Origin of the sequence: uncultured Veillonella sp., from assembly GCF_963522475.1 — a bacterium.
Lineage (GTDB): Bacteria > Bacillota > Negativicutes > Veillonellales > Veillonellaceae > Veillonella.
Genome location: NZ_CAUQYW010000016.1, coordinates 1 through 20,157, shown reverse-complemented (window position 1 = coordinate 20,157; position 20,157 = coordinate 1). Strand labels below are relative to the sequence as shown.

Here is a 20,157-nt window from a genome sequence, read left to right as displayed (position 1 = left end):
CCTTATTCCACCATATCAAGAATCGTATCTACCACCACTGGTGCAGTTTTACCAAAGGTAATTGCCTCTAAATAAGTTTTACCGGCATTAGCAAGCAAACTTTCATCAGATGCATACAGAGTAGCTATACTTTCACCAGCCCTAACAGCATCACCTGTTTTCTTGTGCATTACTATGCCTGCACTGTAATCAATAGGTCCATCCTTAACGGTGCGACCAGCCCCGAGCATAACAGATGCAATACCACATTGCTCTGTATTCATATGAGTAATATAACCATCTTGAGGCGCTGTAACATCATAAGTGAATTTCCCGATGACCAGTAAACTTTCATCATCAAGAACACGGCTATCTCCACCTTGGGCATCGATCATCATGCGCAATCGTTCAAGCGCTGCTCCCGAATTAAGGGCCTCTTGTACGCGACTGAGAGCGGTTTCATAATCACAAATATGGCTCAATACGAGCATATGGGCTGCCATGATAAGACATTCATGGGTTAAATCCTCTGGGCCATGACCTTTCAAGGTGTTAATAACCTCGCGAATTTCCAAAGCATTGCCAATGGCATGACCTAGAGGGCGGTCCATGTCGGTTAAAACAGCCCTAACAGAACGGCCATTTTCCGTTCCAATATCAACCATAGCTTTCGCCAATGCACGAGCATCATCCAAAGTTTTCATAAAGGCTCCACTGCCAACCTTTACATCCAGCAAAATGGCTTGTGCGCCAGAGGCTAATTTTTTACTCATTACAGAGGATGCAATTAGAGGGATACTATCTACGGTGCCTGTTACATCACGCAAAGCATATAGTTTCTTGTCTGCAGGTGCCAGCCCTTCAGACTGTCCAATAACAGCAAGACCGATTCGATTTACTTGGTCAATAAATGCTTCTTGGTCTAGTGACACCTGTAAATTTGGTATAGATTCCATCTTATCGATAGTGCCACCTGTATGACCAAGGCCACGGCCTGACATTTTCGCTATCTTGCCTCCACAAGCAGCTACAAGAGGTCCAATAATAAGTGTTGTTTTATCCCCTACACCACCGGTACTATGCTTATCTACTGTTATCCCATCGATATTGGACAAATCTACCATGTGTCCCGATTGTGCCATCGCTAATGTCAATGTGCCTAGTTCATGAGCATTCATTCCATTAAATACAATAGTCATCAACAAGGCACTCACTTGATAGTCTGGAATTTCTTCATTTACATAGCCATCGATAACAAAACGAATCTCCTCATCTGTTAATGGTAAATTTGCTCGTTTTTTCAAGATAATATCATACATCCGCATGTTATACCGCCATTCTAAGAAACCACCTAAGCACTGCCTAGGTGGTTTTCTATTATACTTCTTCGTCTAAATGATCTTTTAGTAGTTCTACTGCTGCACTAGCACCGATACGACTGCAACCTTCAGCAATATAGGCTTTCATGTCAGAAATAGAACGAATACCACCGGCAGCCTTAATTTTTACATTAGGACCGATGTGTTTTTTAAAGAGTTGGATATCTTCAATACTAGCACCACTACTACCAAAACCTGTAGACGTCTTGATATAGTCAGCACCACCGTCTGTAACACATTTACATAGGGCTACCTTTTCAGCGTTAGTTAGATAACATGTTTCGATGATAACCTTTAAGATTTTTTCTCCACAAGCCTCTTTGAGAGCCTTAATTTCAGCAGTAACGGCCTCAAAATTCCCTTGTTTCACATTGCCTAGGTTTATAACCATATCAATTTCAGAGGCCCCTTCTTGAATGGCTTGTTTTGTTTCCGCCACCTTTACCTCTGTCGTTTCATAGCCTAAAGGGAATCCAATAACAGTGCATATATTAAGCTCTGTGTACTCTTTATGGGCAGAAGCCACAAAATCTGGTGGAATGCAAACAGATGCTGTTTTATAGGCTACGCCAGCGTCACAAATTTCTTTAATATCATCCCATGTAGCTGTAGGGCGCAATAGTGTGTGGTCCACATAAGATAATAATTCTTTACCTAACATAGTGTCTCTCCTTACTAAAAGAACGACATTTGCTCTGGCTCAGGTTCTTTATGTAAAGCCTCTTGAGCAGCGCGATTTTTGTCATCAATAAATGGTTCTAGTGGTACACCTGTAGCCTTCAACAAATCTGGCAAGCTATTAACGCCCTTCGCCTTAGCCGCCTCTAACACAACCTTAGCACATGTTTCCGCATCATCTAATGCGTAGTGATGTTTAAACTCGATTCCGATATATGCAGCCATTGTATTTAGCTTATGGTTTACTAAATCTGGCCATACTGCACGTGAAAGTTTCACCGTACACGCATAATCAAGATCTGGCCAAGGGATTTTATAGTAATCCAGTGTAGCACGCAATACATTCATATCGAATTTTGCATTGTGAGCAACCATAATATTACCTTTTAAGTGGTTTTCATAAATAGCATTCCACAATTGATCAAAGGTCTTCTCATGAATAACATCCTTTGGTTGAATGCCATGAATTTCAATACATTCATCATCGAAGCTCATGAATGGTGGTTTAATAAGGCTGTATGCCTTTTTTGTAATCTGTCCGTCCTTTACGGTAATAACCGCCAAGGAGCACGCACTATTTTTAAATTTATTAGCTGTTTCAAAGTCTAATGCAACAAAATCTAACATAGGACTCCTTTCAAATCTATATGTTTCAAAATTTATATATAAGAATTATATTCATTTTCTCCATTTATTATAGCATGAAACAGTCTATAATCTACTATTCAAGGGTGACTAATAGTCACCTCTTTCACATCAAATTTAATTGACAGATGGGCCCTCTGTATGTGAAAATTATTTAGATATATATGTAGTATGGAGGTTGCAAGATGGCAGATGACAGATTAATCGTTGCCCTTGATGTATCCACTATGGATGCGATGAAAGAAATCGTAACATCCCTTGGTGATGCGGTTAGCTTTTACAAGGTCGGCATGGAGCTATTCTACGCCGAAGGAGAGCAAACAGTTCGCTATTTACAAGAGCAAAACAAACAAGTATTTCTTGATTTGAAATTGCATGATATTCCTAATACGGTAGCGCATGGCGTATCTTCCCTAACACGTTTAGGTGCTAACTTGATCACTATGCATGGTCAAGGTGGTCCAGTTATGATGAAAGCAGCTGTACAAGCAGCTCGCGAAACAGCTGAACAATTAGGTGTTGAAAGAGCTAAATTGTTGGCAATTACTGTGTTAACTAGCTTTGATGATGAAGCTTGGACCTCTACTGGCGGACAATTGCCTATTTCCGACCAAGTTATTCGTTTAGCGAAACTCGCTAAAGAATGTGGTATGGATGGCGTTGTATGTTCCGCATTAGAAGCTAAGATGATCCGTGAAGCATGTGGTGATGATTTCCTCATCGTAACACCTGGTATTCGCCCTTCCTTTGCAGCAACAAATGACCAAAAACGTATTGCTACTCCTGCTAGTGCATTACAAGATGGCGCATCTCGCCTCGTTATTGGCCGTCCTATTACACAGGCTGAAAATCCTCGTGAAGCAGTTCGTTTAATTATTGAAGAAATGGAGAATGTATCCAAATGATGACAGAACAAGAAGTAAAACAATTACTCATCGACACTCAAGCTATTTTAGAAGGTCACTTCCTTTTGACATCTGGACTCCACAGCCCAATGTACGTTGAAAAATTCAATGTATTGCAACATCCTAAATACACTGAAGCTCTTTGTAAAGAATTAGCTGAACGCTTCCGCGACCAAAATGTAGAACTCGTTATTGGACCTATGACTGGCGGTATCTTACTTGCTCACGAAGTGGGTAAAGCTCTTGGCACACGTGCGATCTTCACCGAACGTGAAAAAGGTGTTATGACATTGCGCCGTGGCTTCAAAATTGAACCAGGCACACGCGTACTTATCGTTGAAGATATCGTAACTACTGGTGGTTCTGTACAAGAAGTAGTAAATGTTGTAAACCAATCCGGTGGTGAAATCGTAGGTGTAGGTTTGCTCGTTAACCGTTCTGGTGGTAAAGCAGAATTCGGCGTGCCTCACGAAAAAGTACAAGCATTGCTCAACCTCGAAGTTCCTACATACAAACCTGAAGAATGCCCTCTTTGTAAAGACGGCGTAGCTATGACAGAACGTGGTTCTAAACACATCAAATAAAATTACAAACAGATACAAAAAGAGCTCCTTCACTGAGGAGCTCTTTTTGTTTGTGTGTAGTTATTGTGTGTAAGAGAGAGATTCTGATACGAATGTATCACATAGAGTGTGTGGCTCTACGGTGGCCATGAATGCACTTTCACGACCACGTTCTCTATTATTTTATGAGAGAAAAGGACTCATAAAATATGGTTAGTTTTGTGTAGTTTGTGGTACACCTTGACCAGTTTGTTGTTGTGATGCATTATCATTATGTCGATCACCATGAGAAGGCTGATCTTGTGGTGGCATTTGATGATTATTACATTGTGGTGGCATTTGATGATTATTACATTGTTGTCTCATTTGATGGTTTTCACCTTCTGGTCTCATAGATTGATCGTTATCTTTTCGATGCATATTATCAACTTGATGATTCATTGGCATATGCTCCATTCGATCTTGTCTATGCATTTGGTTATTTTGATTTTCTAGTAGCATATCACATTTTTTATCTTGGAAATTGTTTGCATCATCATGATTTCGTTCTACTAACAAGTTCATCTTGATTGGCTCATTATTATTTTGTACGTCATTAGCAGAAGCAAATGTTACACCGCCAATCCCAAATGCTGCGGTTAATACTGTAGCAATTAAAAGTTTTTTCATATTTTCACCTTTACCTAATATTCAAATACGATTAAAACAACGATATCCTCAGATAGATCTAACTCTATATCTATTAATATCTTAAAATATACGGCTCAATCTATATTAATAGTTTTATATATTTTATTGAGCTTGTGTCTCACCATTAGGTGCTTGTTCTGAAGCATTACCATTAGGTTGATAACCTTGAGATGGTTGGTCTTGTGGAGGCATTTGACCATTTTGATTCATATACTGACCATTATTTCGTCCCATACCATCTTGAGGCATCATTTGGTTTTGACAATTTTGGTACATATGTTGACCATTATTTGGTCCCATACCATCTTGAGGCATCATTTGATTATTTCCATCCATCATATGTTGGTCCATATGCATATTAGAACCATCATGTCTATGTGGTTTTCTAAACTGTTGTTCATTAGTTTTCATCCATTCACCAAAATTTGGTAAATCATTTACAGCAAAGGATGTACCTACCCCTACAGCACTGATTACAGTTAGAATGGCAGCAATTATAATTCGTCTCATAGGTCCTCCTTAATCTACATTGCTGAAATAACGTTCGCGTACACCACGAAGTTCAATACCAATAAAGATACATGTAAGGCCCCCAAAGAGACCTACACCACCAAGTGCAACTAAAGTTAGCAATGATAATGCAGGAAATGCCGTTACATTCTCAAACGGTTGCCATGAGCTTCCGAGTAAATATAAGATGGCAGGTGTAATAATAAATATTAAAACCCCTACAATATATGACAAACCACTTCCAATAGATACCAATGTTTTGGATGCTTTTTTAGCCATACCTGGTAATTGTGGTAATAAACGTTCTTTATAATCATCAAATCGTGCATAAATTTCTTGCATATTAACAGATTTACTTTCAGCACCATCTTGTCCTAATGTATCTGTAATAATACCTGCATCTACATAGGATTTATAGATTTCTTCTGGAGTTCCCAAAGATTTAATGATTTCACTATCTGTAAGACCTTTTTCATAGCCTACAGCAAAATGTTCCTCATAGACCTCTATAATACTCTCTACATCAGCAACGCGCGCTTTCTTAAATATATTGCGCAGTGCTTCTAAAAAGTTATTTTTGTTCATTATAGTCTACTCCTTTCAACAAGATATTTATTACACCAGAGAATTCATCCCATTCTTGGCGCATCTTATTGTATGCTGCACGACCATCAACCGTGATATGATAATATTTTCGAGACGGTCCTGTGGAAGATTCCTTCAAATATGTTTCAACATACTTTTCTTTTTTTAATCTATTAAATAATGGATATATAGTTCCTTCAGAAATCTCAATATATTCTGAAATAGTGCTTACGATTTCATATCCATAGCGATCAGTTTGTGTTAGTAATGCTAGCACCAGCATATCCATAACACCTTTTTTTAATTGAACTTGCATCGTTCCTCCCTTTAGGCCGTGCTTGCCTGCCAATGTGAAAGCTCTCTTACGGTCACTATCATGTACTGACAAATACATAATAACACAAGGTACCTCGAATTACAAGGTACCTTGTTAAAAATATATTTTACCAAATAAAAGTTAACACATTCCAACGATCACAAACATAGATAATTACTGAATTTATAGATATAAAATACTTTAAAAATTTATATGCTTTACAAGTGGTTTTACACAAATCTAGTCTAATAATTCAACTGAAATAAAAAATCCTCATCTTAGATGAGGATTTTTATTTCAATTAAATTTAATCTACTAATATATTTAATACTCTGATTAATTCGAAGATGCTTGCCCTAATTTAAGCTGTGTGCTTTTCATTTTACCATTATGAGTATAAGATACTAAAATTGTATCTCCAGGGCTTTTAGCATCAATTTGCTCTTTTAATTCAAGCAACGTACTAATTTCCTTTCCATCAATTTGAGCAATTGTATCACCTTCTACTAAACCAGCCTGTGCAGCAGGACCATTTTGATCAAGCTGAACAATGAGAAGGCCATCTCCCTCATAACTTACATTGTTACGTGCTGCTGTTTGCCGATCTACAGCCCACACACCAATATAAGGGCGTACAACCTTACCATTTTTAATAATAGAATCTACAACTGTCATGGCTGAGTTAATTGGAATGGCAAAACCCATACCTTCAACGCCTTCTTTAGAAATCTTAGAGCTATTAATACCGATTAACTCGCCATCTGCATTGATAAGGGCCCCACCAGAGTTACCAGGATTAATAGCTGCATCAGTTTGAATCAATGGGAATCGTTGACCCTGATCATCAATAGTACGTGCTAATGCACTAATTACACCAGATGTAACAGAACCTTTAAACTCTAATCCTAGAGGATTGCCAATAGCGATGGCAGGCTCACCGACTTGTAGTGAATCAGAGTCACCAATTTTTATGGGTTGAATATCCTTCGGTGGATCAATTTTAACCACCGCTAAATCTGTTTGAGCATCGGTACCTATGACTGTACCTGATACGCTGGAACCATTAGACAAAGATACTGTCACCTCTCCGTTTTTAGCGCCCGCTACAACATGGTTATTAGTTACAATATGTCCATCATTATCAATAAGTACACCAGATCCTACGCCTTCTCCAGCATAGATAGTACGGTTAAAAATATCCTTTTGGAAAACTTGCGTAGTAATACCTACTACAGCGGGGCCAGATTCTTTAGCCGCTTGAACTACATACGTATTACGCGTATCTGTAATTGGCTTTGTTTGTTTTGTTTGTTCTCTCACAGTTGTTTGATGTGTAACAGGATTACCAAAGAAATAGTATCCTCCACCTACGCCAATCCCAAGGGCTAGCACACAGGCAATAATCGATTTCTTATATTTTGAAAAATTCATTCATTTCTCCTTATATTATTGCTTACTTAATTTCTTAGCGCTATATTCATTATTATCTTGAATAATAATCATAATAAAATAAGCACGCCAACAACAATATAATATCGCATTATATCCGCTTTCACCAAGATTAATTTTATAAAATCAATTTTGATGAACTTATTATAGTACGCATTACTTTACATTGCAAGATAACAATTTATTATATTTATAAAAACATAAAGGGCATTCACTAGCCGTCGCTAGGAATGCCCTTTATGCATATAGTTTGAGAGTGTAAGGACTGTTGAGAGAGAGTATATGTAATCTAGATAAGCTGAGAGAGAACTTATTAAGAGAGAGAAGTTTAGTTATTTCTTATCTAGAACTAAATATCAGCCTTACTTAAATAAGTATACATGGAATATCTAAACTATCAAAGGAAGTATATAAACATTTTTTAAATCTTTAATTATATCTATATAATAACTCTCTACAAATACATATTTAATCAACAGCCACCAATCACGTGAGCGCAATATGAAATCACTTTTCAGTTATTAAACAAATTTATAACCTACGCCCCATACGGTAATAATATGTTTACTATCAGATGGATTATCTTCAATTTCTTCACGTAAACGGTTAATATGAACTGCTACAGTTGCATAATCGCCGTAAGAGTCAAGGCCCCATACACGAGAGTATAACTCTTCTTTACTAAATACGATATCACGATTACGCATTAAAAATTCTAATAATTGGAACTCTTTCTTTTTAAGGTGAACTTCTTTTTCGTTTACCCAAACCTTCATCATCTTAGGATCAAGACGAATTTCTCCAGATTGAATCGCATTAGTCTCCATAGCATCACGTTCTGTTAAACGTTTATATTGTGCCAACATAGCTTTAATTTTTGCAATCAATACAGATGGAGAAAATGGTTTTTCAATATAGTCATCAGCACCTACACCTAAGCCACGGATTTTATCAATATCATCAAGACGAGCCGTTACCATTACAATTGGCACGCGAACCTTATCACGAATTTGGCGACAAACTTCAAAGCCATCCATTTCAGGTAACATAACATCAAGGATGATAAGGTCTACAGGAGTATTCAACGCAGCTTCGATACCATCTGTACCATTAGTCATAATAGTTACATCGTAACCTGCCACCATTAAATAGTCACGTTCAATATTGGCAATATCCAAATCGTCTTCAATAATTAAGATATGTTCACTCATGATTCTTCTCCTTGTTTAGGAAATTCTAATATAATACGTAGACCATGTGGCCTTACATTTTCAATCACAACTCGGCCTTCAAAGATTTCCATAATTCGACGAATAATCGACAATCCTAGACCACTACCTTCTTGTGGGTTCGTACGAGACGAATCTACACGGTAGAATGGGCGCATCAGACGTTCTAGAGATTCTGGTGGTACCCCTGGACCATCATCGCTGATGACACAGTACACATAATCATCATCACTAGTCACATCAATTACACAATGACCTAAATCAGCCATTTTATACTTAGCACTATTATTCAACACATTTTGTAAAACACGTTGTAACAATTGTGGATTTGCATTAATAAAAGCATTCTCTGTAGCTATACGGAACTTGATTTCAAGCCCTCTTGTTTGATAAGGAGCTATATGATCCTCTACAAAATCACGTACATATTGACCAAGCTCAATTCTTTCAGATGGACGTGACTCCTTCTTATAATTTAATGTCGTAATAAGGAATAACTCCTCTAACATCGAATCTAAATCATTTGCCCGTTTCAAAATGATTCCCATGTATCGTTTCTGTTGCTCTTCTGTTGGGGCAATACCGTCACGAACACCTTCTGCATAAGCTTTAATAGCCGTTAATGGCGTTCTAATATCATGGGATATCCCCGCCAATAACTCTTTCTGTTGCTCCTGTTCCATTTCAATCTGACGATTCGCCATTTCTAATGATTTAGTCATATTCTTAACATGAATCATAATAAATCGTGTAACGAATCGATTAATAGCAAAGAATGTAACAATAAAGAGTAATATAGCCACTACAATGATATAAAAAGAAACTGATTCCATTAAGCTATCACTACCATGAGTAGCTCTCTTTATAGCAATATGGTATACATAAGCATGGCGTCCATCATATTTCCTCATTTCATAGACAAAAGTATTATTGGACTGATATACAATCCCTTGTAGTTCAGGGTTCACATCAATAAGACCAACAATAGCAGAAGCGCTATAAATTTGAGGATTACCATAGTTATACACCAGATTTCCTTGATCTAATACCTCGACGTATACTTCCTTCGGATCAAGTAGGCTATAGCTAGGCTTTACTAAGTTATCTATTAAATTATTTTCTAAACCATAAAAGGTAATTGTTTCAGTGATTCGACTGACACTTTTAAACTGTTGTTCCTGCTCAATACGCAAATAGTAACCGGCATTAGCCAATATGCGCAAACCTGTAAAGTATAGCAAAAACAATATAATTGCTATCAGAATAGGTACTACAAAGAGCACAACATTGGATATCCAAATTCGTATTTGTAAATTCACAGGGTTACCTCAATATCATAAATATCAGATACTCCTTATAGTTTACGCTATTTTTAATACTTAAAGCAAGTAAAAAGCACAAAAAAATGATTTATATTTCATATTTCCTTCATTGTCAGTTTATAATTAGTAGATATTAAATAAGTTCATCAAGCCTTTTATTATCTGCTATTCTTCGAGTTAAAATTAAATTTACACGCATCCGTGTAAATTATGATATTGCAATATAAGTAATTTTTAGGACATAGAATTTTAAATTTATTAGTACATACTACAGAACCGTCTATAACGTTTATATAATCTTTGAATATAAAAATACTATATCTCCAAGCATAAAATCTTTTGTGTCATATACTATTTTATTTAATTACAACAAAAAAGAGGATTCCTAAGGAATCCTCTTTTAATCTTTAGATTAACGACGGTTAGCTTCGAAGAAGTTAATAGCAACTTCTGGGAACATAGCGTATGTTAATACGTCTTCTTCAGTGATGCCAGTGTAACCTTTGGAGTTCAAATCTTCAGTGTAACCTGCCAATTCAGGTTCAATAAGATCTGCTGGACGGCAAGTGATAGGTTCTTCATCATCAATGATAGTGTGACGAATTTCGTCAGAAATTTTACCAGGCAATGCACCATATTTACCGCGTACAAGGTCTTTAACTTCGTTAGGAACCATTTTATAACGGTCACCCATCATAACGTTCATCATAGCCATTGTACCTACGATTTGAGAAGTTGGAGTTACCAATGGAGGGTAACCCAAGTCAGCACGTACACGTGGCATTTCATCCATAACGTCGAAGAAGCGATCGCCCATACCCATTTCATTCAATTGATTTTGAGTATTGGACAACATACCGCCAGGGATTTGGTAACGACGAACAGCTGGGATTACATCGCTAGCTGGTTTCAAGTTGAATTCTTCAGCGATTTGTTGTTTTACTTTACGGAAGTGTTCAACTAATGGAATGAATTTATCAAGATCTAAACCAGTATCCCATTCAGTACCTTTGAACATTTCAATAATTGTTTCAGTAGCAGGTTGGCTAGTTGCATGAGCAAATGGAGAGATAGCAGTATCGATGATATCTACGCCAGCTTTAGCAGCTTCCCAGTATGTAGTAGTTGCAAGACCACATGTGAAATGGCTGTGCAAGTCGATTGGCAATTCACCAAAACGTTTTTTAAATGTAGAAATCATTTCATAAGCGTCTTTTGGTGCCATCAAACCGGACATATCTTTAATGCAAAGAGAATCTGTACCCATTTCAACCAATTTTTCAGCAACTTTCAAGAAGCTTTCAGTTGTATGTACTGGGGAGATTGTGTATACCATTGCAGATTGAACATGTGCGCCAGCTTTTTTAGAATATTTAATAGCAGCTTCCATGTTACGAGGATCATTTAATGCATCGAAAATACGAATGCGGTCGATACCATTACGAACAGCAGCTTTACAGAATGCTTCAACTACATCATCAGAGTAATGTTTGTAGCCCAATAAGTTTTGGCCACGAAGTAACATTTGTAATGGAGTATTTTTTACATTTGCTTTTAATTTACGAAGGCGTTCCCAAGGATCTTCGTTCAAGAAACGAAGGCAGCTATCATAAGTAGCACCGCCCCAACATTCAAGAGCTTCATAACCAATTTCATCTAATAGGCCAAGTACAGGTTCCATTTGTTCGTAACGCATACGAGTTGCCAAAATAGATTGATGACCGTCACGAAGAACGGTGTCCATAAGTTTTAATTTTTTAGCCATGTTAATCCTCCAAATCGAAATAGTTTGGGTATGTAATTTTATACATCCCCAACAAAACTATCTCATACCTATTTTTTTACGATTTTTTTAGCACTTGCTTACACGAGTAACTATGCTATATATCGTTAATACATACTTATATTAGACTACTTATAGAATTCTTTGTCAACAACCACATTATGCAATTTACTCATGGTTTTATGTATCTAATTATGATTTTTCCGTGATGTAAATCACAATAAAGCGCGAAAAAGCTAGAGTTTAACGTGTATTTTTAATCAAATTCATTTCTTTGAAGTTTCTATTTTTAATGAGTAACCAAAATTTATATCGTAATAATTTTTAGTTATTATTCAATAAAGCTCAAACTATATCGGTATTTATAAATCTAGTAATTCGATTTTTTTGGTGCACTTATGACTTTATCACTTTTATTGATAACAAACATACATCATAGCATTTTATAAATATACAAAATGATTTACCTTTTATAGGTGATTTTTATATATAGCCTAGTTAAAATTATTTTTCTGGCTTTACCTTTTTAGGTGCCGTTTCAAGAACAATATTCTTACCATCTCGTTTTACTTGGATAGAAAATGCTCCTTCGCCTTCTTTAAAGTATTCCATCTTAATGTCGAGCAACATTTTACCAATTAATGTTTCTACCTTATCAGTAAGAAACTCACGATAAAATGCATCTTCCTTTTGTTTTGGACTTTGATGTACTACAGGTTTCTTAGCAGAACGCTCCATATCAAGCATAGTCTCTTCAAAATTTTTAGTATCTTTAAAGTTTTTCATCATATCCGCATCGGATAAACCTTTTTGAATTTTAAACTTTGCCATGTTTATCTCCTATCAATTCGAAAATTGCCTTTTTCACACGTACTGAATCAATACCAGACATACAATATTGATCAGGCTTAGGACAACGTCGTTTACGACAACCTAAGCAATCTAACTCATCATTAACAAGAACCTTAAAATCTCCTGTCAGTGGGCCCCACAGCTTAGGATCTGTAGGACCAAATAGAGCCACTACAGGTTTATTTAAAGCTAATGCAATATGTAAGGAGCCCGTATCAGCTGTTACTACTACATCACAACTTTCAATTAAAGCCCCTACCTCTTGAAGTGTCGTTTTCCCTAACATATTCAGCATAATTTTATCAAAACCTTCATCTGTTAAGGAATCCATCAAGGGTTTGTATTGATCAGCCTCTTTAGGACCGCCTAAACAAACAAAATTAGCTCTATATCGTAGTGATTTAATAAGTGAATACCATTTTTCCTGAGGCCACTCTTTCGTCGCCCAAGACGTGCCTAGTACAAGACCTATACGCAGCGGCTTGTCAATCTTTCCACGATTTAAGGATGAATTATAATTGATTAATGTCCACTGTTCTTCCGCCCAATCGGACAAATTAGAGGGAATAAAAAAATCCATGTGGTATATTTTTTTACCAGTTGGACCATTAACTATGCAAGGTTTTACATTATATACAGAAGCCACAGTAGACGTGTTTAAATCACTATGCTCTGCAACAGCTGTATTCAGTAATTCTGCTACTTCTATATAACGCTTGATAACATGGTCAATACTATGTTTTGCTTTGTAATTAGTAAATAACCAATTAAGCTCTTTTGTACCACCAAGGCCAAGGCGAATAGGCGCACCAGAGGCTAATAAAACAAGTCCCGTTATAAGTCGGCCTTGTACATCGACAGCCACCTCAAATTTGTATGGTTTTAATTTAGCTCTAAGTTCCCACCACATGCGCCACATCATAGAAATATGTAGTTTTTTAGAATGCGCTTCGTATTCATCCCGTTCCCAAGGAATGATTTCATCTACATAGGGGTTCCCCTTTAAAAGATCTACCATGCTAGGTGTCACAATCCAATGAAGCTTTGCTTCAGGATAATGTTCTTTTATCCATCGTGCAGCTGGTGTGGCATGCAGAATATCACCTATGTAGCTGAGTCGTACAAATAATATATTCATAGATATCCTTATAGTACAAACGAGTATAGGAATAAAGCCTTTATAATGAATCATTATAAAGGCTTTTTCTTAAGATTTCTTTTTACTGTCACGACTGGAAGATTTAGAAGATGTATCATCTTCTGTTACCTTCGTAGTTTCATCACTACCATTCTTAATAACGTCTTTTACATCGGACAATGTCAATTCGTTGAATGTAGTAGGATGATTATATTTATAAACTGGTTTGAAGCCTACACCGAGTTTACCAGTATAAACAGTTAAGGCATTGTTATCCTCATCAACACGAGCAATATAGATAGTTTTATCCATATCCACACCAATTAAACGGAAACGCCCTGGTGGATTGATAACACGCCAGCCACCTTCAATGCCGTTAAACATGAAAATATCGCCAGTTTTAGCATTGTCATAGAAGAATCTATCTTCATCATAGAATACACCAATATGTCCAATATCAGTGGCTTGCATGTAGACACGACGCGTATCATAGTTCGCATCGGTACGATAAATTCTGTATGCATTTTCTTGCACTTTTACCTTCATGTAAACAACATTCGTTGCTTCAGAGTAAGCAGCATCAACGATTTTACTGTTACGAGGTAAATCATCAAGTTTTGTATCTACTTCATGTTCAGGATCATCTGCATTGAGACGAGCCATAACTACCTCTCTAGAATCATATAAACCCATGATGGCATAGTTACGGTCAGGCATCCAACTAAAGTAACTGATAGAACGGCCCTTCAAATCAATCGTTGTAGGCTTACTTTCATTAGCCTTGTAAATTTTCAAAGAGCTTTCAGTAACAACCGCCATAAATTGACGGTCATAAGATACATATTTAGTGCCTTCCTTTACATCTGGGAAGTTCTTAGTATCATCTTTTGATGCACCAGCGACATTAAAATCTGTAGTTGGTGCAAACATATATTGATCAAGGTATAGGTACACCCCACCTTGCAGAAGAATACCTACCGCAAAGGCGCTCAGTACACGCGTAAAAGGTTTCATATGGCCTCCTATTTCACGATAAACGCCGTTGGGATCATGCGTTCCCCTAATAAATCGGCTGGTTTGTTCACTACTTTACCGTTAAGATATAGCGTAGAACTAGAACCACCATCTAAATTGGCTGCAATATAGCAACCTTTTTCATATAAAATATCTTGTACGTCACGCAATGTAGCACCAAGAGAATAACCTGGTTGACGACCATCAATTACAAGGAACAGTACTGTACCATCTTTCTTTTGACCAATAGCAGTACGTGGACCTACACCCCAACCGCCATCACCTTCTGTAATCATCTTCTTACCATCCACGATAAGAGGTGGGCCAAAGGTAATACCTTCCATGGCTTTCATATCCCCAAGTTGAGTTTTATCATAGTTACCGGCAATAAGGTTACCAGATTTAGAGAAGCCTACAAAGTCAACGGCTTCTTCAGGTCCTACATCTTTACCAATAACATAATCACCATCATGCAAGATAAAACCATAAGGCAATCGGCCTGTACCAGTACCATTTGGATCATGGAATCCCCCGCCATTAATAGCGGCTACCGCATTATTCATCTTCGCAATATTACTCGTAGTATCACCTTTTTCTTGAATATTAGCAGCGGTACCTACTTGGATACGCCGAGGATCTGGAATTTCAAGAATATAACCTACATAACGAGCAGACTGAATCTTTTCAAGGTTTAAACTCTTATCTTCACGGGCATTAAACTTGAATAGATCTTGGCTTTTCACCACGCCAACAGTACCTAAAATAGATTGCAATTCCTCTTCATTAAATAGCCACGTAATGTAATGAGGATGACGAGATTGTAAGATAGCACCAATAACAGCGCGCTTTACATTATTAAATGGTCCAAAGAGCACCACGAATGGTGAGGTCACAACGGTAAACAAGAACACCATGATGATGAACTTTACCCAATTCTTTTTGAACAATGTATCTCTCCTTATAAATCAGTGAAATGTTCGGTGCTAATGCGTTCTTCAAAATGCTTGATATCAACGGCATTTCCAACCCAAACACGCAAAATGTTATATGGATTATCACCAGTATGAGCCCAACCAGATTTCATAGCCATACTCATTTTAATGCCCGCTTTTTTAGTGGCAGCATCGGTGAATTCATTTTTATCTCCATAAGGATAGCAGAACCAAGGATTATCTTTGATACCTACTTCTTTAGCAAGGGCTTCTTGAGCCTTTGTAATATTTTCTATTTGTTTAGCTTCAGACAATTGGCCCATTTCGATATGTTGGAACCCATGATTAGAAATGGTGATACCATTCTTATGCATTTCACGAATTTGATCCCAAGTTAACCGAGTGCCTACATCGCCAGGATTGATAAACACAGTAGCTGCAAAACCATACTCTTTCATGATTGGATATACGATAGAATACGTATCTGCATAGCCATCATCGAAGGTTAACACAACAGGTTTTTCAGGCACTGCTGCACCATTTACGACATAATCATATAGTTGATCCATCGTTAAAGGATTATAGCCATTATCTTTGAGGAATTTCATTTGCTCTCGGAACAAATCCTCACGAATAACCGCATCATTATCTTTATCGTCGCCAATTTTATGATACATAAGAACAGGAATACCTGATGGATGTACCATTTTGACTTCTTTTACAGGCGCTGTTGGACTAGCAGGTTCCGTTTTTTGTGAAAGCAGTCCACATCCTGCCAAAACCATTGCCAATGCCACAACTAATAGTGTTACCAATGGAATCCGTTTCATAGGTCCTCCTCTATTAGAACACAATTATATACAGAATATTATAACATTTCTATGAAAAATAGTAAAAACTAACGCTTTACTAATACCTCTTCAATCGATTTTCTAGGTCTAGGATACATAGCCTCATCTGGAATGCCTATGGCAATAATTGCTTGTATATCTAGTATTATCTAAATCCACTCTATCCATTCATATAAAAGAATAGTATTTTAATTATTACTATTGTCATATTGTAATACTCTCAATAATGCTTTAATATTCTAATTATATACTATATAGCACTAACTATACTATTTTAATACACAGAGGATTTACCATGAAAAAACGTCTCACGCTCATACAAATGGACGTCCACGTAAACGATGTAGAATATAACTACAATCGCGTTCAGGGGTTACTTGAACAATCTTTAAGTGAAAGTCCAGATATTATCGTATTACCTGAAACTTGGAACACTGGCTTTTACCCATCTACAGATTTAATCAATATCGCCGATACAAATGGGGACCGCACAAAAGCCTTATTAAGTGCATTCGCTAAAGAACATAATGTAAATATTGTGGGCGGATCTGTAGCAGTTGCAAAAGACAATCTCGTATTTAATACATCATATGTTTACAACCGAAGCGGTGAACTTGTAGGAGAATATTCCAAGATGCATGGCTTTAGCCCTGCCAAAGAAGACAAATACTTTGCTAGTGGTACTCATACGACCCATTTTGAACTCGATGGGATTCCTTGTAGTACTGTTATCTGTTACGACATCCGTTTCCCTGAATTAGTGAGAATGGCTGCATTACCAGGCACGGAATTATTATTCGTGCCTGCTCAATGGCCTACTATGCGTCTACGACACTGGCAAGTACTCAATGAAGTGCGGGCTATTGAAAACCAACTCTTCGTCTGTGCCGTAAACGGCTGTGGCACAGTAGGCCGCGTTCAAAGCACAGGCCACTCTGCCGTATATGATCCATGGGGTACCAACCTGCTCGAAATGAATACTAATGAAGGGATTTCTTCTGTAGATATCGACCTTACCGTAGTCGAAGATATCCGTAACAAAATTAATATCTTCAGAGATCGCAAACCTGAACTCTATAACCTATAACATAAAGGCACATTGTTTTAAATACCTTCTTATATTAGGAAGGTCATTCATTTAACAATGTGCCTTTTACTTTTATTGTGCTGTATTAAGAAAATAAATTAGCGATCCATTAAAACTCAATAAGCTTCCACATATCTTCTGGAACTTGTTCTAGAGGTTTATTTTTTACCATAGCTTCTTTTAGGATATCAATGGTATCTTGTACCTCTTGTTTATCCTTTGTATCTGGATCGTGAAGAATGACACGATTCAAAGAGTCTAGCCCAAATTGGTTTAAATATTCTTTTTCTACTTGATTAAGTTCACGACGTAAGTATTTCATAATATATCCTTTATTGGTAGTTATCTTTTTGATATTTGATAATCGACTCCTAAGTCTAAAGTTGTAATATATTGTATGACATAAAAATATCTTAGTCTATATCTTACATATTTAGTTAATATGATTTTAATAATATTTTATATTTTACAACTCACAATAACTAGGTACACAAAAAAAGGCACACCACCCTTCTCTCGTCTCTCAGCGGCATGCCTTTTTATGTATATAGTTACTCTCGAACTATATCGTATGTCAGTCTGGCTAAACTCTCTCTAAGTCCCTTTTTGACACGCCAGTATGTCACCTTTAATATACAATTATAAAATAACTTTGTCAATATTTTAGAAAAATTTTATCTTTTCTGTAACAAAGAACTATATAAATGATTCATATTTGATTATAAGCATTTACATAAATTATATACAAATGGTAGTATTAGCAGTGTACTAGGATTTGGTTATTATGAAAGAAAGGTAATGACTATGTTTTCATTTCTACAACCAAAAGAGGCAAAATCATCGGTTCCTCAGAATATGATTATGAATTTATATTACAAATATAGATTTCAATCTCTAGCCGGTGTATTTATTGGTTACGCTGCGTACTATATCGTTCGTAACAACTTTGCCTTATCAACTCATTTTTTATCAGATATCTTACACATGAGCAAAACGGAAATTGGTTTGCTCTCTAGCGGTATGCTTATCGCCTACGGTCTAAGTAAAGGCTTCATGAGTAGTCTTGCTGACAAAGCAAGTCCTGCAAAATTTATGGCTTTCGGTCTTATTTGCTGTGCAATTATCAATATTTTTATGAGCTTTGCCGACAGCCTCGCTTTCTTCTTAGTATTAGTAGTTCTTAATGGTTTCTTCCAAGGCTTTGGTGTAGGCCCATCCTTCATCACACTTGCAAAATGGTATCCAAAACAAGAACGTGGTCGCTTTGGGGCAATTTGGAATATCTCCCATAATCTTGGTGGCGGTATCGTAGCACCAATCGTAGCTGCTGCGTTATACTTTACCACTACTGATCACTGGCAATTAGGCAGCTATGGTATTCCTGCAATTATTGCGATTGTAGTAGCTGTTATTATTTGCTTCTTGATTAAAGAAAGTCCAGAACGAGAAGGCTTACCACCAACTAGTGAAATCATTGCCGATACATCTCATAAAGCACATAGAAGTGCTGAGGCACCGCACCTAAGCACAAGACAAATTTTTGTACAATATGTATTAAAAAATAAAAATGCTTGGTATGTGTCTCTAGTTGATACATTCGTTTATATGATTCGCTTTGGTATGCTCACTTGGTTACCTATCTATTTATTACAAGTAAAAGGCTTCTCCAAAGCAGAAATGTCAATTGCTTTCTTATTCTTTGAATGGGCTGCTATCCCTTCCACTATTTTTGCTGGTTATATTTCTGATAAATTCTTTAAAGGTTATCGTATGCCACCAGCAATTATTGCAGTAAGCATTATCTTCTTCTGTATCTTTGGTTACTGGCAAAGCGAATCCCTCTTGTGGGTTACATTCTTTGCTGCTGTCGTAGGTTGCCTAATCTACATTCCTCAATTCTTAGCATCTGTACAAACTATGGATATTGTACCTCCATTCGCTGTAGGCTCTGCCGTTGGCCTTCGTGGCTTTATGAGCTACATCGTAGGTGCAAACCTTGGTACAACATTATTTGGTGTACTAGCAGATAAATTTGGTTGGAATGCAGGTTTCTATCTCTTATTAGTAGCATGTATTCTTTGCGTTACATTCTGTGTACTTGCCCACTTTGGTGCAAAAGAATTAGATGCTAAAGAAGCAGAATTAGAACAATCTCAACCATCTAATGTTAACAACTAACAACTAAATCCTAGAGCAATCATAACCACCCGTAGAACGGGTGGTTTGCTCTGACCCTATAAGGGTCTTTCT

The 20,157-nt window shown here is 36.9% G+C and carries 21 protein-coding genes; 4 read left to right on the top strand and 17 right to left on the bottom strand.

Features of this window, described 5'->3' with window-relative positions; translation table 11 throughout:
• Window positions 1-2: 2 nt before the first annotated feature.
• From RWP19_RS08295 to RWP19_RS08285, 3 genes are read right to left on the bottom strand one after another with little or no spacing between them, the layout of a single operon-like run.
• On the bottom strand, window positions 3-1,304 hold the full coding sequence (locus tag RWP19_RS08295; RefSeq protein ID WP_314357275.1) for a pyrimidine-nucleoside phosphorylase: 1,302 nt from the start codon (window positions 1,302-1,304) through the stop codon (window positions 3-5).
• 52 nt (window positions 1,305-1,356) lie between these two features.
• Window positions 1,357-2,019 carry a deoxyribose-phosphate aldolase gene (deoC, locus tag RWP19_RS08290; RefSeq protein WP_314357274.1) on the bottom strand — a complete coding sequence of 221 codons (663 nt, stop codon included), beginning with the start codon at window positions 2,017-2,019 and terminating at the stop codon, window positions 1,357-1,359.
• A 14-nt stretch (window positions 2,020-2,033) separates the two neighbouring features.
• On the bottom strand, window positions 2,034-2,663 hold the full coding sequence (locus RWP19_RS08285; protein WP_314357273.1) for a 3'-5' exonuclease: 630 nt from the start codon (window positions 2,661-2,663) through the stop codon (window positions 2,034-2,036).
• A gap of 203 nt (window positions 2,664-2,866) precedes the next feature.
• Here RWP19_RS08285 and pyrF point away from each other — a divergent pair, with 203 nt between their 5' ends.
• Window positions 2,867-3,586: an orotidine-5'-phosphate decarboxylase gene (gene pyrF / locus RWP19_RS08280; RefSeq protein WP_295259343.1), complete on the top strand. Its 720-nt coding sequence runs from the start codon at window positions 2,867-2,869 to the stop codon at window positions 3,584-3,586.
• Complete coding sequence (gene pyrE / locus RWP19_RS08275) at window positions 3,583-4,170, top strand: orotate phosphoribosyltransferase (RefSeq protein WP_105090214.1); 588 nt, start codon at window positions 3,583-3,585, stop codon at window positions 4,168-4,170. The genes pyrF and pyrE overlap by 4 nt, the downstream gene beginning before the upstream one ends.
• Window positions 4,171-4,362: 192 nt before the next feature.
• On the opposite strand, the gene RWP19_RS08270 is transcribed toward pyrE, so the two are convergent.
• The 13 genes from RWP19_RS08270 to RWP19_RS08210 form a co-directional block, all read right to left on the bottom strand.
• Window positions 4,363-4,818, bottom strand: a complete 456-nt coding sequence (locus RWP19_RS08270) for a hypothetical protein (RefSeq protein ID WP_314357272.1) — start codon at window positions 4,816-4,818, stop codon at window positions 4,363-4,365.
• 123 nt (window positions 4,819-4,941) lie between these two features.
• Window positions 4,942-5,349, bottom strand: a complete 408-nt coding sequence (locus RWP19_RS08265; protein WP_314357271.1) for a transcriptional regulator — start codon at window positions 5,347-5,349, stop codon at window positions 4,942-4,944.
• Window positions 5,350-5,358: 9 nt separating this feature from the next.
• Window positions 5,359-5,934, bottom strand: coding sequence for an HAAS signaling domain-containing protein (locus tag RWP19_RS08260; RefSeq protein ID WP_314357270.1), 576 nt, complete (start codon window positions 5,932-5,934; stop codon window positions 5,359-5,361).
• Window positions 5,921-6,250 (bottom strand): PadR family transcriptional regulator, encoded by a 330-nt coding sequence (locus tag RWP19_RS08255; RefSeq protein WP_295209076.1) that lies wholly within the window; start codon window positions 6,248-6,250, stop codon window positions 5,921-5,923. Before RWP19_RS08255 ends, RWP19_RS08260 begins: the two co-directional genes overlap by 14 nt.
• A 336-nt stretch (window positions 6,251-6,586) precedes the next feature.
• Window positions 6,587-7,681 carry a S1C family serine protease gene (locus tag RWP19_RS08250; protein ID WP_295260143.1) on the bottom strand — a complete coding sequence of 365 codons (1,095 nt, stop codon included), beginning with the start codon at window positions 7,679-7,681 and terminating at the stop codon, window positions 6,587-6,589.
• A gap of 539 nt (window positions 7,682-8,220) precedes the next feature.
• The gene (locus RWP19_RS08245) at window positions 8,221-8,910 is read right to left on the bottom strand and encodes a response regulator transcription factor (RefSeq protein WP_004693664.1); all 690 of its coding nucleotides are present in this window, start codon (window positions 8,908-8,910) and stop codon (window positions 8,221-8,223) included.
• Entirely contained in the window at window positions 8,907-10,247 is a 1,341-nt protein-coding gene (locus RWP19_RS08240) for a HAMP domain-containing sensor histidine kinase (protein WP_314357269.1), read from the bottom strand. The genes RWP19_RS08245 and RWP19_RS08240 overlap by 4 nt, the downstream gene beginning before the upstream one ends.
• A gap of 415 nt (window positions 10,248-10,662) precedes the next feature.
• Window positions 10,663-12,015: a pyruvate carboxylase subunit B gene (locus tag RWP19_RS08235; protein ID WP_314357268.1), complete on the bottom strand. Its 1,353-nt coding sequence runs from the start codon at window positions 12,013-12,015 to the stop codon at window positions 10,663-10,665.
• Window positions 12,016-12,537: 522 nt separating this feature from the next.
• Window positions 12,538-12,864, bottom strand: coding sequence for a hypothetical protein (locus RWP19_RS08230; protein WP_314357267.1), 327 nt, complete (start codon window positions 12,862-12,864; stop codon window positions 12,538-12,540).
• Window positions 12,851-14,023: a glycosyltransferase family 9 protein gene (locus RWP19_RS08225; RefSeq protein ID WP_314357266.1), complete on the bottom strand. Its 1,173-nt coding sequence runs from the start codon at window positions 14,021-14,023 to the stop codon at window positions 12,851-12,853. Before RWP19_RS08225 ends, RWP19_RS08230 begins: the two co-directional genes overlap by 14 nt.
• Window positions 14,024-14,092: 69 nt before the next feature.
• Window positions 14,093-15,037, bottom strand: a complete 945-nt coding sequence (locus RWP19_RS08220) for a hypothetical protein (RefSeq protein ID WP_295209062.1) — start codon at window positions 15,035-15,037, stop codon at window positions 14,093-14,095.
• A gap of 8 nt (window positions 15,038-15,045) precedes the next feature.
• Window positions 15,046-15,984 (bottom strand): phosphodiester glycosidase family protein, encoded by a 939-nt coding sequence (locus RWP19_RS08215; protein WP_295260115.1) that lies wholly within the window; start codon window positions 15,982-15,984, stop codon window positions 15,046-15,048.
• Between the two features lie 11 nt (window positions 15,985-15,995).
• Entirely contained in the window at window positions 15,996-16,799 is an 804-nt protein-coding gene (locus RWP19_RS08210) for a polysaccharide deacetylase family protein (protein WP_295209057.1), read from the bottom strand.
• A 316-nt stretch (window positions 16,800-17,115) separates the two neighbouring features.
• Between RWP19_RS08210 and RWP19_RS08205 the strand changes: the two genes are divergently transcribed.
• Window positions 17,116-17,907: a carbon-nitrogen family hydrolase gene (locus RWP19_RS08205; protein ID WP_314357265.1), complete on the top strand. Its 792-nt coding sequence runs from the start codon at window positions 17,116-17,118 to the stop codon at window positions 17,905-17,907.
• A gap of 109 nt (window positions 17,908-18,016) precedes the next feature.
• Here the strand turns inward: RWP19_RS08205 and RWP19_RS08200 are convergent, their stop codons facing one another.
• On the bottom strand, window positions 18,017-18,229 hold the full coding sequence (locus RWP19_RS08200) for a hypothetical protein (RefSeq protein WP_314357264.1): 213 nt from the start codon (window positions 18,227-18,229) through the stop codon (window positions 18,017-18,019).
• A 482-nt stretch (window positions 18,230-18,711) separates the two neighbouring features.
• On the opposite strand from RWP19_RS08200, the gene RWP19_RS08195 reads away from it, so the two are divergent.
• Window positions 18,712-20,085, top strand: a complete 1,374-nt coding sequence (locus RWP19_RS08195; RefSeq protein WP_295209044.1) for a phosphoglycerate transporter PgtP — start codon at window positions 18,712-18,714, stop codon at window positions 20,083-20,085.
• Window positions 20,086-20,157 lie beyond the last annotated feature (72 nt).